General features: G+C 61.4%; 14 protein-coding genes and 1 tRNA gene. 14 read left to right on the top strand and 1 reads right to left on the bottom strand.

Annotation, left to right across the window (positions count from 1 at the left end; all coding sequences use genetic code 11):
- Window positions 1–19: 19 nt before the first annotated feature.
- Window positions 20–700 (bottom strand): GntR family transcriptional regulator, encoded by a 681-nt coding sequence (locus L6963_RS05435; protein WP_185173207.1) that lies wholly within the window; start codon window positions 698–700, stop codon window positions 20–22.
- A 250-nt stretch (window positions 701–950) separates the two neighbouring features.
- On the opposite strand from L6963_RS05435, the gene L6963_RS05440 reads away from it, so the two are divergent.
- The 14 genes from L6963_RS05440 to L6963_RS05505 all read left to right on the top strand — a co-directional run bounded on the left by L6963_RS05440 (window position 951) and on the right by L6963_RS05505 (window position 14,704).
- Complete coding sequence (locus L6963_RS05440) at window positions 951–2,861, top strand: propionyl-CoA synthetase (protein WP_237207231.1); 1,911 nt, start codon at window positions 951–953, stop codon at window positions 2,859–2,861.
- A gap of 307 nt (window positions 2,862–3,168) precedes the next feature.
- A complete protein-coding gene (locus L6963_RS05445) occupies window positions 3,169–3,840 on the top strand; it encodes a hypothetical protein (protein ID WP_237207230.1) in 672 nt (223 codons plus the stop codon).
- A gap of 78 nt (window positions 3,841–3,918) precedes the next feature.
- Window positions 3,919–4,353, top strand: coding sequence for an Rrf2 family transcriptional regulator (locus L6963_RS05450; protein ID WP_237207229.1), 435 nt, complete (start codon window positions 3,919–3,921; stop codon window positions 4,351–4,353).
- A gap of 37 nt (window positions 4,354–4,390) precedes the next feature.
- Window positions 4,391–5,392, top strand: coding sequence for an NADP-dependent oxidoreductase (locus L6963_RS05455; protein ID WP_237207228.1), 1,002 nt, complete (start codon window positions 4,391–4,393; stop codon window positions 5,390–5,392).
- A gap of 12 nt (window positions 5,393–5,404) precedes the next feature.
- Window positions 5,405–6,259: an alpha/beta fold hydrolase gene (locus L6963_RS05460; protein ID WP_237207227.1), complete on the top strand. Its 855-nt coding sequence runs from the start codon at window positions 5,405–5,407 to the stop codon at window positions 6,257–6,259.
- Window positions 6,260–6,477: 218 nt separating this feature from the next.
- The gene (locus L6963_RS05465) at window positions 6,478–7,338 is read left to right on the top strand and encodes a ParA family protein (RefSeq protein WP_237185541.1); all 861 of its coding nucleotides are present in this window, start codon (window positions 6,478–6,480) and stop codon (window positions 7,336–7,338) included.
- A 153-nt stretch (window positions 7,339–7,491) separates the two neighbouring features.
- Window positions 7,492–8,322, top strand: coding sequence for a segregation and condensation protein A (locus L6963_RS05470; protein WP_237207226.1), 831 nt, complete (start codon window positions 7,492–7,494; stop codon window positions 8,320–8,322).
- On the top strand, window positions 8,319–9,122 hold the full coding sequence (gene scpB, locus L6963_RS05475; RefSeq protein ID WP_237207225.1) for an SMC-Scp complex subunit ScpB: 804 nt from the start codon (window positions 8,319–8,321) through the stop codon (window positions 9,120–9,122). Before L6963_RS05470 ends, scpB begins: the two co-directional genes overlap by 4 nt.
- Window positions 9,123–9,181: 59 nt before the next feature.
- A complete protein-coding gene (locus L6963_RS05480) occupies window positions 9,182–10,264 on the top strand; it encodes a pseudouridine synthase (RefSeq protein WP_237207224.1) in 1,083 nt (360 codons plus the stop codon).
- Window positions 10,264–11,418, top strand: a complete 1,155-nt coding sequence (locus tag L6963_RS05485) for a prephenate dehydrogenase (RefSeq protein ID WP_237207223.1) — start codon at window positions 10,264–10,266, stop codon at window positions 11,416–11,418. The genes L6963_RS05480 and L6963_RS05485 overlap by 1 nt, the downstream gene beginning before the upstream one ends.
- 11 nt (window positions 11,419–11,429) lie before the next feature.
- On the top strand, window positions 11,430–12,101 hold the full coding sequence (cmk, locus tag L6963_RS05490; protein WP_237207222.1) for a (d)CMP kinase: 672 nt from the start codon (window positions 11,430–11,432) through the stop codon (window positions 12,099–12,101).
- 90 nt (window positions 12,102–12,191) lie between these two features.
- The gene (gene der, locus L6963_RS05495; RefSeq protein WP_237207221.1) at window positions 12,192–13,769 is read left to right on the top strand and encodes a ribosome biogenesis GTPase Der; all 1,578 of its coding nucleotides are present in this window, start codon (window positions 12,192–12,194) and stop codon (window positions 13,767–13,769) included.
- Between the two features lie 137 nt (window positions 13,770–13,906).
- Window positions 13,907–13,980 (top strand) — tRNA-Pro (locus tag L6963_RS05500).
- A 262-nt stretch (window positions 13,981–14,242) separates the two neighbouring features.
- On the top strand, window positions 14,243–14,704 hold the full coding sequence (locus L6963_RS05505) for a hypothetical protein (protein ID WP_237207220.1): 462 nt from the start codon (window positions 14,243–14,245) through the stop codon (window positions 14,702–14,704).
- The last annotated feature ends 238 nt before the right edge of the window (window positions 14,705–14,942 follow it).

The raw sequence follows: 14,942 nt of genomic DNA on the forward strand, positions 1-14,942 counted from the left end.
GCGGTGCCGGTGAGGGGTTTTAGGCTGTTGGTTCTGGATGGTTGAAAAGACTGTGCTGGCTCTGGGAGGCTGCGGCCTCTTCGATGGCGTAGAGCGCATTGGCTAGGTGCAGGCGGGTAGCGGCTTCAGCAAGCTGCGGATCGCCGGAAGCGATACAGCGGGCAATCTGGGCATGCTCTTCAGCCGCCTGCTCTAGCCGGATGGGGTTGGCTTTAGAAAGCTTGCGGATGCGGGTGAGCTGGGTGCGCAAGGACGTCTGTGCTTGGTGCAGGTAGCGGTTGTTGGCTGCTGCGTCGATCGCGGTGTCGAGCTCATCCACCAGGGAGTAGTACTCCGCCAGCGAGGCTTCTCCGCGGTGCAGGGCGAACGATGCCTCTTCAAAGGCCTGTGCCAGCTCTTTGAAGACCTTGGAATCGCCTCGACGTGCCGCAAGTGCTGCCGCCGTGCTGTCGAGCGAGGTGCGGAGCTCAAAGAGGGCATACACATTCGCTAGAGAAATCGGTGCAACGATGACGCCGCGGCCCGGCGCCGGTTCGGCAAGACCCTCAGCGAGAAGGCGGGATATAGCTTCGCGGACGGGGGTGCGAGAGACCCCCAGGCGCTCTGACTGTTCTACCTCTGCAATCACAGAACCGGGAGCGAGCATTCCCTCCATGATGTCGCTGCGCAGGCTCTGATAGGCCAGTTCACCAGCTCTCATTCGCTCTCTCCTTTCACAGTTTTGTGATGTGTTGCACTGAAATTGGCGGTTGTGACCACTCTAAAACACCGACCCGAGTTTTGTATACAAAAGGGGAAAATTTTTCGGACTGTGCATGAAATAATGTGTCATTTTTACCAGTTTCACAAATTTTTGTATACAAAACCTTGCCAAATGTGACCCCTCGCACTAGGTTGGAGTCACTCCCTCATGACAACCCACCACCGGCGTCCGTAAAGGAGCACCCCACATGGCAACATACGCTGACACCTACACCCGCAGCATCGAAAACCAGGAAGAGTTCTGGCTAGAGCAGGCACAGGCCATTAGCTGGTCAATCGAACCAACCCGCGCCCTCGATAGCGATGCTGCCCCACTGTACCGCTGGTTCCCCGACGGCACCCTCAACACCTGCTACAACGCCGTTGACCGCCACGTAGAAGCCGGCCACGGCGATCGCACCGCTATCACCTACGACTCAGCCATGCTCGGCACCCGCCAGAACATCACCTACTCAGAACTCAAAGGCGAGGTAGAGAAAATTGCTGGGGCGCTCGCGTCCGCCGGGGTCGAAAAAGGCGACCGCGTACTCATTTATATGCCCATGATTCCCCAGGCTGCTATGGCCATGCTGGCGGTTGCCCGCCTGGGCGCCGTACATTCGGTGGTCTTTGGCGGCTTTGCCCCCAACGAACTGGCCAGCCGTATCAACGACTGCTCGCCCACCGTCGTCCTGACCGCTTCTGGCGGTGTGGAACCCAAGCGCCGCATCGAGTACATCCCCGCCGTAGAAAAGGCTATTGAGCTATCGCAGACCAAGCCTGCGACCGTGCTGGTCTTCGAACGTGAGGGCTTTGAGAACTCGGTGTCTGATGCAGTGCGCCGGGCTGAAGAGAACTCCACCGGCGTGACCTGGCTTGATTGGGGGCAGGCCGTTGAGGCAGCCCAGCCGCACGCGCCTGTCGAGGTGAAAGCCACCGACCCCCTCTACATCCTGTACACCTCCGGCACGACCGGCTCTCCCAAGGGTGTAGTGCGCGATAACGGTGGTCACGCCGTGGCTCTGACCTGGACCATGAAAAATATTTACAACGTGGGCCCCGGTGAGGTGATGTGGTGTGCCTCGGACGTCGGCTGGGTCGTGGGCCACTCCTACATTGTCTACGGCCCCCTGCTGGCCGGGGCAACCACCGTTCTGTACGAGGGTAAGCCTGTTGGCACTCCGGACGCCGGCGCCTTCTGGCGGGTTATCCAGGAGTCCGGTGCCAAGTCCCTCTTTACCGCTCCCACTGCCCTGCGCGCCATCCGTAAGGCTGACCCCGAAGCTGAGCTGCTCGGCGGCTACGATATTTCCTCCCTACAGCTGCTCTTCGTTGCCGGTGAGCGCCTGGATCCCGAAACCTACCACTGGGCCACCGAGAAGCTGGGTGTGCCCGTGATTGATAACTGGTGGCAGACCGAAACCGGCTGGGCCATTGCGGCTAACCCCCGCGGTCTTGAAGCTCTGCCTCTGAAGCCCGGCTCCCCGTCCGTTCCTTCACCCGGCTACAACCTGCAGGTACTCGACCCGTTTGGTGAGCCCGTCGGCCCCGGCGAAGAGGGCAACCTTGCCATCAAACTACCCATGCCCCCGGGTACCCTGCCCACCCTCTGGGGCAACGACGACCGCTACATTTCCTCCTACCTCGATGCCTTCCCCGGCTACTACACCACCGGCGACTCAGGCTACATTGATGAAGACGGCTACGTCTTCGTCATGGGGCGCACGGACGACGTCATCAACGTATCGGGTCACCGCCTCTCAACCGGTGCTATGGAACAGGTACTCGCCGGCCACCCTGCTGTCGCTGAGTGTGCTGTGATCGGTGTGGCTGACCAGCTCAAGGGCCAGCGGCCCGCCGGCTATGTGGTACTCAAAGCCGGTGCCGACATCACCGAAGAGCAGCTGGCTGCCGAACTCATCGCCAGCGTGCGCAATGACATCGGTGCGGTGGCCGACTTCAAGGACGTCAAGATTGTGGACGGTCTGCCCAAGACCCGCTCCGGCAAGATCCTGCGCAAGACTATGCGCCAGATTGCAGACGGCGAGCAGTACACCGTGCCCTCCACTATTGAAGATATGAGCGTGCTGGACGATATCACTAAGGTGCTGCGCAGCTAATTTGTGCACTAAGGCTTATATATAAGGGGCTTTGCAGGCTCACGCTGGATGGAGCCCAGCAGATTCCGAGCGCGCGAGGAAACAAATCTGCGGGCGGAATAGGCGCAAGCCTGACCCTCACGCCCCGCCTAACGGCGGATTCCGTTCGCTCTTATGTGCTCGCGCGCTCGCACCCGCTCACTCCATCGAGCCAGCAGCTTCGCTGTGAGCCTGCTTCACCCCATTCTGTGAATAAGCCCCTTGGCTTGCCCTGGCAGGGGTAAAGTGCGAAATGGGTAGGGTGGTTGCCCGTGCCATACTGGTAGCCATGACAACCCTTCTCACCGCTGCGCCTGCCCTGCTCGGACTGGGACTCATGATGGGCTTTAGCCCCTCGCTCTACAGCATCACCTTTCTGGCGCTCATCAACGACCCCAGCAAAATGCACATCGTCCGCTGGATTAGTGGCGGGATTATCATAGGGGCCACTACCCTCGTCCTGCTCTTCCGCTTCGTTGACCCAGAGAACCTGATACAGCTGGTTCACAGCGATGCGAGCAAAATTCTCGTGCGAAAGAGCATTGATGCCGGTGCCGCCCTGCTGCTTGCACTATCGGCAGTTCTACTCTGGGTGCGCAGAAACCACCCCAAGAGGGCGTATAAGGTTAAAAACTCCCACCTCTCGCCCCGTAAAGCTGTGCTAGCAGGCTTCTTGAATTCGGCTATCGGATTGAGTTCGATGGCAACGATGTATATGGTGGGTCGTCTGCTCACAACGGTGAGCCACAACGCGGTTGAATGGGTACTGGCCTATCTCATCTTTACAGTCGGTATGGTTGGGCCCTACCTGCTACTCGAAGCAAGCTGGGATCGCTTCCCGGGCTTTGCTCACGCTGTCACAGGTGCGCTTACAAGGATTAAGAATGCCAACCTGACCGCTCTCTATAGCCTGATGTTGCTAGTAGGGGCAGTCTTCTTTGGGGTGCTGACTGCTCGTTAGTTGGGGAAGATTTGATTCATGTTGATTCACACCCTATATTTGTATCTGTTCCTAAAACAAATACAAAAAGGATGTTCTGTGGATACCAAGTTCTCGGTCGCCGTACACACCCTGGTCATGCTCTCGGAAGCCGACGACAAACTCACCTCCGAAACCATCGCGGCCAGCGTAGGAACTAACGCCAGCTACATCCGCAAAATCATTTCCCTGCTTAAGAAAGCAGACCTGCTCGACCGCGTCCCTGGCAGCTTCGACTACCAGCTCGGTAAGCCAAAAACCGAGATGACCCTGCTCGATATCTACCGGGCCGTTAACCCCAACATCCACATTGATACCCACCAAAACGCCAACCCGGAATGCCCGGTAGGGGGCCACATTAATTCGGTGCTCGACCCCATCGCCGCCCGCGCCGAACAGGCCATGACCGACCAGTTAGCAGGAATCACCCTGGATGCGGTCATCGAAGATATTAGGGCCAGCTACCTAGCAGCCCACCCCGACGCTCAAATTTAACATCGCCTCCACCATCACCCACCCGAAAGAGAAAACCATGAAAGCCTTTACCCTCACCTCCTACGCCAACGGCGGTGCCACTCAGTGGGCGGACGTCCCCACCCCCGTCGCCGGGCCCGGCCAGGTGGTTATTGGCGTCCGCGCCGCAGGCCTCAACCCGCTTGATGCCATGATTGCCCGCGGTGATTTCAAGCAGCTCCTGCCCTACAAGCTCCCCCTCATCCTGGGGCAGGAAGTCGCCGGGGACGTCCTCACCGTCGGTAGCGGCGTCACCGACTACTCGGTAGGGGATAAGGTCTTTACCCGCCTGCCTATCGACGTTACCGGCGGATTTGCCGAACAGGTCGCTGTAGACGCTGCCCAGGTTGCGCCCATGCCTGCCAATCTGACCTACGCTGAAGCTGCTGGCCTGCCCCTCGTCCTGCTGACCGCTATCCAGGCCTTCACCGAAAAGGCTCCCATCAAGCCCGGCGATAAGGTCTTCATCCAGGGCGGTACCGGTGGATTGGGCTCTATCGCTATCCAGGTCGCCAAGTATCTGGGCGCAACCGTCGCCACCACCGTCAGCACCAAGAACGTCGAGCTGGCTAAGACCCTGGGCGCCGATGTGGTCATCGACTACCGCACCCAGAACTACGAGGAGCACATCTCGGGCTACGACATCGTGCTCGACACCCTGGGTAAGGGGGAAACCACTCGCTCCATGAAGGTACTGGCACCCGGCGGCACCCTGGTGACCGTGGTTGGCGCCCCCGACACCGACTTCGCCGCCCAGCTCGGTAAGAAGGCCCTGACCCCGGTCATGTGGTTCCTCAGCCGAAAAGAGCGGGCTGCTGCCAAGAAGCTCGGCGTGACCTACAAGTTCCTCTTCATGCGGGCTGAGGCAGACCAGCTCAAGAACTACACACCCGCCATCGAATCTGGCGCTATTAAGCCCCTGGTCGCCCAGACCCTACCCTTTGACCGCCTGGAAGAAGCCCTCAACCTGCTCGCCGCAGGTAAGGGCGGCCCCGGCAAAATCGTCGTTGAAATGAACTAAGGAAGAACCACCATGACCCTGCTCTACCAGCAAGCCCCCAACCAGGCCGTCACCGCCGCAGACGGCACCGTCTTTGCCTACCGGGAATTCGGCCAAACCGACAGCACCGCAACCCCGGTCGTCCTCTTCGTCCACCTGGCCGCCACTCTCGAAAACTGGGACCCCCGCCTAGTCGACCAGATTGGTGCCCACCACCGCGTCATTGCCTTTGACAACAAGGGCGTAGGCGGATCCTCCGGCAAGGTTCCCACCTCCATCAAGGGCATGGCAGACCAAGCCCTCAACTTCATCGATGCTATGGGGTTCACCCGTATCAAGCTCTTCTCCTTCTCCCTGGGCGGCTTCATCGCCCAGGAGGTTGTAGAACAGCGCCCCGAACTGGTCGAAAAGCTGGTGCTCACCGGCACCGGCGGACGCGGCGGGGCAGGCATTTCCCAGGTCGTTGGGGTGACCTTCGCCGACATCGCTCGCGCCCTTGTTGCCCGCACCGATCCCAAGCGCTACCTCTTCTTCAACCACGATGCCGAAGGCGGTGCAGCTGCTCAGGAATTCCTGGACTCCATCAACGCCCGCACCCTCGACAAAGATAAGCCCATGAGCCCCCTGGGCTTCCTCACCCAGCTCGCCGCCATCTACCGCTGGGGCAAAAAGCCCAAGGCCCAGCTGGCGTCCTTTATCACTATGCCCACCCTCATCGCTAACGGAGATGTCGACCGCATGGTGCCCACCGAAAACTCCTACGAGCTGCACCATCGTATCCCCGGCAGCGAACTGGTGATTTACGAGAACTCCGGCCACGGCGGAGTCTTCCAGTACCACCGGGAATTTGGTGCCAAGCTCGTTGACTTCCTAGCCGACGAAAACTAGCCCGCCCCGGACGAGAAAAGGACCTCACAGGACGCCGCCCTCCGCCTTCCTTCCCAGAGGCAGGGGGAGCGGGGCGCGGCGTCCTACCCTCCACACCTCTCGCCAGCACCTGGCAACAGGCAAGAGAAAGAAGGCTAGGCGGAGCTGGCGGAGAAGACTTGCACCCACCGGCTAAACTGGTAGGTAAAAGTCTTGAACCCAACCAAAGGTGAAACACAGTGACTGAAACCGGCGCTGAGCAGCTCGGCCCCACCGGCCGCCCCCTGCGCATCTACCCCGACCCCGCCCCCCTCTCCACCCACGGGCCCGCCCGCATCATCTCTATGGTCAACCAAAAGGGCGGCGTCGGAAAAACCACCTCCACCATCAACCTCGGTGCCGCGCTCGCAGAAGCCGGACGCCGCGTCCTACTCGTCGACTTCGACCCCCAGGGCGCGCTGTCCGCCGGTTTCGGCGCCAACCCCCACGAACTCGACCTCACCGTCTACAACGTCATGATGGACCGCAAGGTCGATATCCGCGAGGTTATCCAGAGCACCGAATTCGAGAACATCGACCTGCTCCCCGCCAACATCGACCTCTCCGCAGCCGAAGTGCAGCTGGTCAACGAGGTCGCCCGCGAGCAGGTTCTCGCCAGCGCCCTGCGCAAGGTCGAAAACGACTACGACGTGATTCTGATTGACTGCCAGCCCTCCCTGGGCCTACTCACCGTCAACGCCCTGACCGCCAGCCACGGCGTCATCATCCCGCTCATCTGCGAGTTCTTCGCCCTGCGCGCGGTAGCCCTGCTGGTGGACTCCATTGAAAAGGTGCAGGACCGCCTGAACCCCAAGCTCGAAATCGACGGCGTGCTGGCCACCATGTTCGACTCCCGCACCCTGCACTCAAAAGAGGTGCTGGCCCGTATCGTTGACGCCTTTGGAGACAAGGTCTTCGACACCGTCATCAAGCGCACCGTTAAGTTCCCCGATGCCTCCGTCTCGGCAGAGCCTATCCTGTCGTACGCCTCGAACCACCCCGGTGCCGAGGCCTACCGTCAGCTGGCCCGCGAGCTGATCTCCCGCGGCGGCGCCCCCTAAACGCACCTGCCCCTATGCTCTAGGCTACTTTTGCCCGTCTGCCCTTGAAGAACCTCGGGGCAGGCGGGCACAATGGTTAAAACACAGAAAAAGAACGGCTTGAATGAGAAGCCGCCGAATCCTGGCTCAAAGACCTACAGGAGACTCGCTGCCGTGACGGTACCGAACACACTTACCGAGAGCGCCCCTGCGCCCTTTACGCTCACCCTGAGCAACTTCGAAGGCCCCTTCGATCTGCTGCTCACCCTGATTTCCCGCCGTAAACTCGATATCACCGATATCGCCCTGGCCGAAGTCACCGACGAATTTCTCACCTACATTCGCCCCCTGCTTGAAGACGGCAGCGATGCCGCCCTCAACACCGCAAGCGACTTCCTCGTCACCGCTTCCACCCTGCTCGAACTCAAAACAGCGCGACTGCTCCCGCGCAGCGACAAAGCTCTAGCCGCTAACCCCGACCTGCTTGAAGCCCGCGACCTGCTCTTTGCCCGCCTGCTTCAGTACCGGGCCTACCGCGAGGTGGCAAGCGTGCTCGAAGAGCGCTTCACCGCAGAAAATCAGCGCTTTTCCCGCACCGTAGCCCTCGAACCGGCCTTCACCAAGGTGCTACCCGAGCTGGTCTTCGACCTGACCCCGCAGGCATTTGCTGAGATTGCCGCCCGCGCCCTGCGCCTGCACGAAGACCCCGACATCGAGCCGGAACCCGAGCACATCGACACCGGCCACATCTACACCCCGGCCACCACCATCGCAGCCGAAGAAGCGACGCTACTGGCCAAGCTGGGGGAGAGCGGCGGGCAGTTGAGCTTCGCCGAGGCCTGTGCGGACGCCGCCAGCCGCGAAGTCGTGGCCGTCCGTTTTCTTGCGGTTCTAGAACTCTATAAAGAGGGCAAACTCGCCGTAGAACAGGGCCAGGCCCTGGGCCCCATCACCCTGCGCCTTGAAAGCTCAGCAACCGCCCACCGGGAAGGAGAGACAGAATGAGCGGGAACCCCGACTACACCGACGATGACCTCAAGATTCTGCTCTCCGGCAGCTGGGACGCTGAACCGGAGCCGGAGCCCGAAGCTGAGCCAGCACCGCAGCCCGAGCCAGTACCAGAAGAAACCTCCCCGGTAGCACCCCAACCCGTTACCAAGCCAGCGAAAGCCGCTCCGCAGGTGGCGGCGTCCGCCCACGAACTCAACCGAGTTGAGCTCCAGCCCGGCGGCGTGAAAGCCGCTATCGAGGCGATTTTGGCGGTAGCCGATGTGCCGGTGAGCGTCCGTGAGTTCGCGGCGGCCCTGATCGTCTCAGAACGAGCCATCGAAACCGCCCTCGACGAGCTGATGCGCGACTACGACGGCTACGACGATGCCACCGGCACCCACGAGCCCCGCGGCTTTGAACTCCGCCAAGTGGCAGGTGGCTGGCGGCTCTACTCCCGGGCTGATTTTTCACCCTGGGTCAGCCGGTTCGTGGTGGGCTCCCAGACCGTCAAACTCACCAAGGCAGCCCTCGAAACCCTGGCCGTCATTGCCTACCAGCAACCGGCCACCAAGGCCTATATTGCCCAGGTACGCGGGGTTTCGGCAGACGCGGCGGTGCGCAACCTCCTACAGCGCGGCCTCATCACCGAGACCGTTCCCGATGAAACCGGGGCCACCCAGTACATCACCACCGACACCCTGCTTGAAAAGCTGGGGCTGAACTCCCTCGACGAGCTTCCCGCCCTGGCCCCCTACCTGCCCGACCCCCACGAGGTGGGCAGCAGCACCACCCTAGACTTGGATGACCCCAGCTAGCGCACACGCTAGCTGCGGCATCACCAGAAACTACGACACAGAGGAAAGAGATAAAAGAAATGGCATACGGAAACAACTCATCACGAGGTAACTCAAACCGCGGCGGCCGCCCCGGTGCAGGCAAGGCAGGAGCCGGACGCGGCGGCAAGGGTTTTGCCGGCGCTGGCAAGAGCGGAGCAGGTAAGGGCGGTTCAGGTCGTTCAGGTTTCGCCGGTAATAAGGGCGCTAAGCCCGGAACCCCCGGTGGCCCCCGCAAGGCCGGTACAGGTAAGGGCCCTAAGTTCCGCTCAGGCCAGCCCTTCGCTAAGGAAATGGGCGAGTTCCGCCCCGCTAACCGCGGCTCCAAGAACTTTGGCCCCCACCGTCCGCGCCGCCCCAAGAATGCGCCCGTTGACCACTACCCCTTCTACGACCATGAGGGCGTCCGCCTGCAGAAGGTCATGGCGTCCGCAGGTGTGGCCTCCCGCCGCGTCTGCGAAGAAATGATTGAAGAGGGCCGCGTGACCGTCAACGACGTCCTTGTAACCGAACTTGGCGTACGCGTTAACCCCGACCAGGTCACTATCCAGGTTGACGGCATGACTATTCAGACCAACGACAAGCTGGTCTACATGGTGCTCAACAAGCCCGCCGGTGTCGTCTCAGCCATGGACGCCCCCGACGGCCGCCCCAACATCTCCAACTTCCTGCGCTCCTCCATGACCGAACGGGTCTTCCACGTCGGCCGCCTGGATGTTGAAACCGAAGGTCTGCTCCTGCTGACCAACGACGGCGAACTAGCCAACCGCCTGACCCACCCCTCCTACGAGGTGCCCAAGACCTACCTGGTGCAGGTACCCGGCCCCATGGAACCCGGTATCGGTGCAGCCATGAAGAAGGGCCTGCGCCTGGAGGACGGCGTCACCCGCGTTGACGAGTTCAAGCTGGTCGACTCAACCCCCGGCCACGTGCTTGTTGAGGTCACCATCCACTCCGGTAAGAACCGCATCATCCGCCGCATGTTCGAGCATGTCGGCTACCCCGTCGAGAAGCTCGTGCGCGTAGAGATGGGCCCCATCCACATCGGCTCCCAGAAGCAGGGCACCGTACGCAACCTGTCCAAGGTCGAAATCGGTAAGCTGCTGGCCTCGGTAGGCATGTAATGAGCGGGTCACCCACCGTCTTCGACTCCCACCTGCACGGCCCCGTCCTAGTGATTGGTGCGGGTCTGCTGGGTGCCTCCATCGGGCTGGGCCTAAGCCACCGCGGCTACACGGTCTACATCTCCGATATCTCACCCACCACCGAAGCCGTCGCCGAAGACATCGGCGCCGGCACCTCCCTGCGGGCCCTAGCCAGCGAATGGCAAGGGAAAACAGGGCCGGACGCCCCCGACCAGCTGGAACTTACCCCTCAGCTGGTCGTCGTGGCGGCACCCCCGGACGTCACCGCCGACCTGGTGGTGCGCGCGCTCGCCGACTACCCGGCGTCCTTTGTCATCGACATAGCCTCGGTGAAGTCAGGTATCTTGAGCGCGGTGCGGGAAGCAGGGGCCGATGTGAGCCGCTACCTGGGCACCCACCCCATGGCCGGGCGCGAAAAATCCGGCCCCGTGGCTGCCCGCGGTGAGCTGTTTTCAGCCCGCCCCTGGGTACTTTGCGACCACGAGACGGTGCGCCCCGAACTGGTGAAGGTTGCCCAGCAGCTGGCAACCGAACTGGGCTCAACCATCACCCATATGGATGTGGAAGAGCACGACCGCACCGTCGCCCTGATTTCCCACGTTCCCCAGGTGATGAGTTCCCTGCTGGCCTCCCGCCTGCAGGATACTCCCCTCTATGCGCTCGGCCTGGCCGGGCAGGGCCTGCGTGATACTACCCGTATCGCAGCCTCAGACCCCGGGCTGTGGGTGCAGATCCTTTCGGCTAACGCGGAGCCCGTGGTGCAGACCCTTTACGGGGTACGCGAGGACCTAGAGCGCCTCATCAGCACCCTGGAAGCTCCCACCGCAGTCGGAGCCCGACTCGATATCGCCCAGCTCATGAGCGAGGGGAACTCGGGTGTGGCCCGCATACCCGGCAAACACGGCGGATCACCCTCCGCCTTTGCCCAGCTGACCGTGCTGGTGGACGACACCCCCGGTACCCTGGCCCGTCTGCTAGCTGAAATCGGCGAACTGGGCGTCAATCTGGAGGACTTACGCCTGGAACACTCAACCGGTGCCCAGGTGGGCATGGCTGAACTATCGGTGAACCCCAACGAACACGAAAAACTGATCGAAGACCTCACCAGCCGCGGCTGGAAGGTCGTCAAGTAAGGAAGAAAACTATGTCTGACAAGCTCGTGATCGCCATTGACGGCCCTTCAGGTTCTGGCAAGTCCTCGGTATCTAAAGCTGTAGCCCGCCACTACGGGCTCGAATACCTGGATACCGGCGCCATGTACCGCGCCCTGACCTGGTACTGCCTCGATACCCGGGTTGATACCGAGGACGCCGCAGCCCTGGTTGCTGCCGCCCGCAGCTTCCCCTACGTGCAGGGCACCAGCCCTGATGAAGAGATCATCGAGGTCGGGGGAGTGGACGTGCGCGATGCTATCCGCGAGCCTCGTATTTCTGAGGCAGTCTCGGCAGTTGCTTCCAACCTGGATGTCCGCCAGATCCTCATTGACCTGCAACGGGACTTCATCGCTCGATCCAAGACCGGCATGGTGGCAGAAGGCCGCGACATCACCACCGTCGTTGCCCCCGACGCCGACGCCCGCGTCCTGCTCACCGCCAGCGAAGAAGTGCGCCTTGCCCGCCGCGGCCTGCAGCTGGGTGGCACCCAGAACTCCGAGCAGCTCGCAGCCCAGGTCTCAGCCCGCGACGCCAAAGACTCCAAGGTCACCAGCTTCACCGAAGCAGCCGAGGGCGTAGCCCTGGTCGATTCCTCAGACCTCAACTTTGAAGAGACCATCGCCGCCGTCATCGACGCTGTAGAAGCCCAACTCAACAGCTAAGAACAGCCTGGGCGGCCCGCGTCCGCCCCATTCATTAGACTTAAGACCACACCCCGGCACCCGCCGGGCCCGCACCACAGGAGGAATCGCATGAGCGACGAACTCACCCCCCACGACGACTACGAGGTCAAGTTCCTCGGCGGCGGCGACGATGACGTATCGGACCGCCTGGCCGAAATCGACGACGAAACCGCCAACCAACGCGCAGAAGCCCTACTGGCCGGCCTCGAAGACTACGACCTGGACGACGAAGACCGCGCCCTGCTGGGTTCCTGGGGCTTCGACATCGACGAGGACGACAACCAGGAAGCTGACCCCGTCGTCGCCATCGTTGGCCGCCCCAACGTCGGTAAGTCCACCATCATCAACCGAATCCTGGGCCGCCGCGAAGCCGTCGTTGAAGACAAGCCCGGCGTAACCCGCGACCGCGTCTCCTACAAGGCTGAACACAACGGCAAGGACTTCACCCTGGTCGACACCGGCGGTTGGGAAGCCGACGCCAAGGGCATTGACGCGCAGGTTGCGGCTCAGGCCGAAATCGCTGTTGCCCACGCTGACGTCGTCCTGCTCGTGGTAGACGCCATGGTTGGCATTTCAGCCACCGACGAAGCGATTGTGCGTATGCTCCGCCGCGTCGACAAGCCGATTCTGCTGGTCGCCAACAAGGTCGATACCGAGCACCAGGAAGCAGAAATTCACGCTCTGTGGTCCCTCGGCATGGGCCAGCCCCACCCCGTCTCAGGCGTTCACGGCCGCGGTCTGGCCGACATGCTCGACGCCATGATGGACGTTCTGCCCGAGCACTCCCAGTACGCCGAGCCCGAAGCCCTGGGTGGCCCCCGCCGTATCGCCCTGATCGGCCGCCCTAACGTGGGCAAGTCCTCCCTGCTCAACAAGCTGGCCGGTGAAGAGCGCGCCGTGGTCAATGACCTGGCCGGCACCACCCGCGACCCCGTGGACGAAATCGTTGAACTGGGCGGCCGCCCCTGGCGCTTTGTTGATACCGCAGGTATCCGCCGCCGCCAGCACATGGCCAAGGGCGCTGACTTCTATGCCTCCCTGCGTACCCAGACCGCTATTGAGCGTGCCGAGGTTGCCGTGGTGCTCCTGGATGTTTCTGAGCCCCTGAGTGAGCAGGACGTCCGCATCGTGCAGATGGCTGTAGACTCCGGCCGAGCCATGGTCCTGGCCTTCAACAAGTGGGACACCCTCGATGAAGACCGCCGCGAAATGCTCGAACGCGAGATTGAGCGCGACCTGGCCCACGTGAAGTGGGCACCTCGCGTCAACATCTCAGCCAAGACCGGCTGGCACAAGGACAAGCTGGTTCCCGCCCTGGAACACTCACTGGAATCCTGGGACTCCCGCATCCCCACCGGCCGTCTGAACGCCTTCCTGGGTGAAATCGTGGCAGCCCACCCCCACCCCCTGCGTGGCGGTAAGCAGCCCCGTATCCTCTTCGGTACCCAGGTTTCCTCCCGCCCGCCCAAGTTCGTTCTCTTCACCACCGGCTTCCTGGACCCCGGCTACCGCCGCTTCATCGCCCGCCGTCTGCGTGAAACCTTCGACTTCACCGGCACCCCCATCGACATCACCATGCGCGTGCGTGAGCGCCGCAGCCTGGGGGAGCGCCAGAGCGGTAAGTCAGGTAAGGGCGGACGCCGCTAACACCGGCTTATTTGAAGTGTGACCTAAAACGCTCCAAAAAAGCCCCAAAAACCCGGTTTTCGATTTTGCACTCTCTCAAAGAGGTGTGTATAGTTATACGAGTGCTCAAGGGAACAGCAAAGTTCACGAGAGGCAATCGGGTTGTGGCGCAGCTTGGTAGCGCACTTGACTGGGGGTCAAGGGGTCGCAGGTTCAAATCCTGTCAACCCGACAGATAAAGCTCCGGCCACTAGGGTAAAACCTAGTGGCCGGAGCTTTTTTGTTGCCTAAAGAGCGGGGGTGGCTGGTGAAGCTACCCTGTGGATATCGTTTACAGGGTGTCATAGTCGCGTCACGGCTCCACCATTTGTAGGGAGGTGCGGACGCCCGCGCCCCGGGTTTGCCCGGAAAATACGGGGTGGGTGTGGTTGCGAGGTTATCCACAGGCTGCCCCTGCCTGTACTGATCAGCTCCTGGTTTTCTAGCCTAGTGGCATGACTCAGCTAGAAGAACTCAACCAGAAACTACTCACCTGTCAGCAGCTCACCGCCCGCTACCCTAACCGTTACCGGCTCGAGGCCGCAATAGCGCGGGGGCTCTACCGGCGGGTAGTACGCGGTTTCTACCTGCACCGCACCGACTGGGAAAGCCTCACGCCGGAAGACGTTTATCTTGCCCGGGTACTGGCCCTGGCTGCGTCCTACCCCGGAATTATCTTTTCCCACCAGACAGCCGCTCTGCTCCACGGGCTGCCTCTAGAAAGCCTGCCCGAGACTGTGCACGTCTACTGCTACCACCGCACCCGCGCCAAAGACTACACCGTGCACCACGGGGAGCTGCACCTGCCGACCGATACCACCGTGCTCGCCCCGGGCATTCGCATCACCAGCCTGGAGAGAACCCTAACTGACCTGGCAGAAAATCCGAGCGCGCAACGTTACCGCATCAAACTATAAAAATGTTGTGAACTCGCTAGAGGAAAAGCTCAACTGATGACTCTGAGGGGAACCTACGTGCTGGAATGTGAGGTTCTGTGGGTTTCATGCGGTCGGTGTGGCTATGGCAGTAGAAACTGTTGCAGATGTAAGCAAGTCCACGGCGTTAGGGTAGGTGTGTTTTTAACTGAAATGGAACATGTTGACTAGGTGTAAAAATATACTTTTGACTAGGTTATATATAAAAATTTCACTCGGT

The organism is Rothia nasimurium, assembly GCF_928392795.1.
In the GTDB taxonomy this organism is placed as follows: domain Bacteria; phylum Actinomycetota; class Actinomycetes; order Actinomycetales; family Micrococcaceae; genus Rothia; species Rothia nasimurium_F.

Bases quoted from the DNA above. Each gene is read 5' to 3' on its own strand.
- der (WP_237207221.1), top strand. From the start codon at position 12,192: ATGAGCGACGAACTCACCCCCCACGACGACTACGAGGTCAAGTTCCTC.
- L6963_RS05440 (WP_237207231.1), top strand. From the start codon at position 951: ATGGCAACATACGCTGACACCTACACCCGCAGCATCGAAAACCAGGAA.
- L6963_RS05485 (WP_237207223.1), top strand. From the start codon at position 10,264: ATGAGCGGGTCACCCACCGTCTTCGACTCCCACCTGCACGGCCCCGTC.
- L6963_RS05480 (WP_237207224.1), top strand. From the start codon at position 9,182: ATGGCATACGGAAACAACTCATCACGAGGTAACTCAAACCGCGGCGGC.
- L6963_RS05445 (WP_237207230.1), top strand. From the start codon at position 3,169: ATGACAACCCTTCTCACCGCTGCGCCTGCCCTGCTCGGACTGGGACTC.
- cmk (WP_237207222.1), top strand. From the start codon at position 11,430: ATGTCTGACAAGCTCGTGATCGCCATTGACGGCCCTTCAGGTTCTGGC.
- L6963_RS05435 (WP_185173207.1), bottom strand. From the start codon at position 700: ATGAGAGCTGGTGAACTGGCCTATCAGAGCCTGCGCAGCGACATCATG.
- L6963_RS05460 (WP_237207227.1), top strand. From the start codon at position 5,405: ATGACCCTGCTCTACCAGCAAGCCCCCAACCAGGCCGTCACCGCCGCA.
- L6963_RS05505 (WP_237207220.1), top strand. From the start codon at position 14,243: ATGACTCAGCTAGAAGAACTCAACCAGAAACTACTCACCTGTCAGCAG.
- L6963_RS05455 (WP_237207228.1), top strand. From the start codon at position 4,391: ATGAAAGCCTTTACCCTCACCTCCTACGCCAACGGCGGTGCCACTCAG.
- scpB (WP_237207225.1), top strand. From the start codon at position 8,319: ATGAGCGGGAACCCCGACTACACCGACGATGACCTCAAGATTCTGCTC.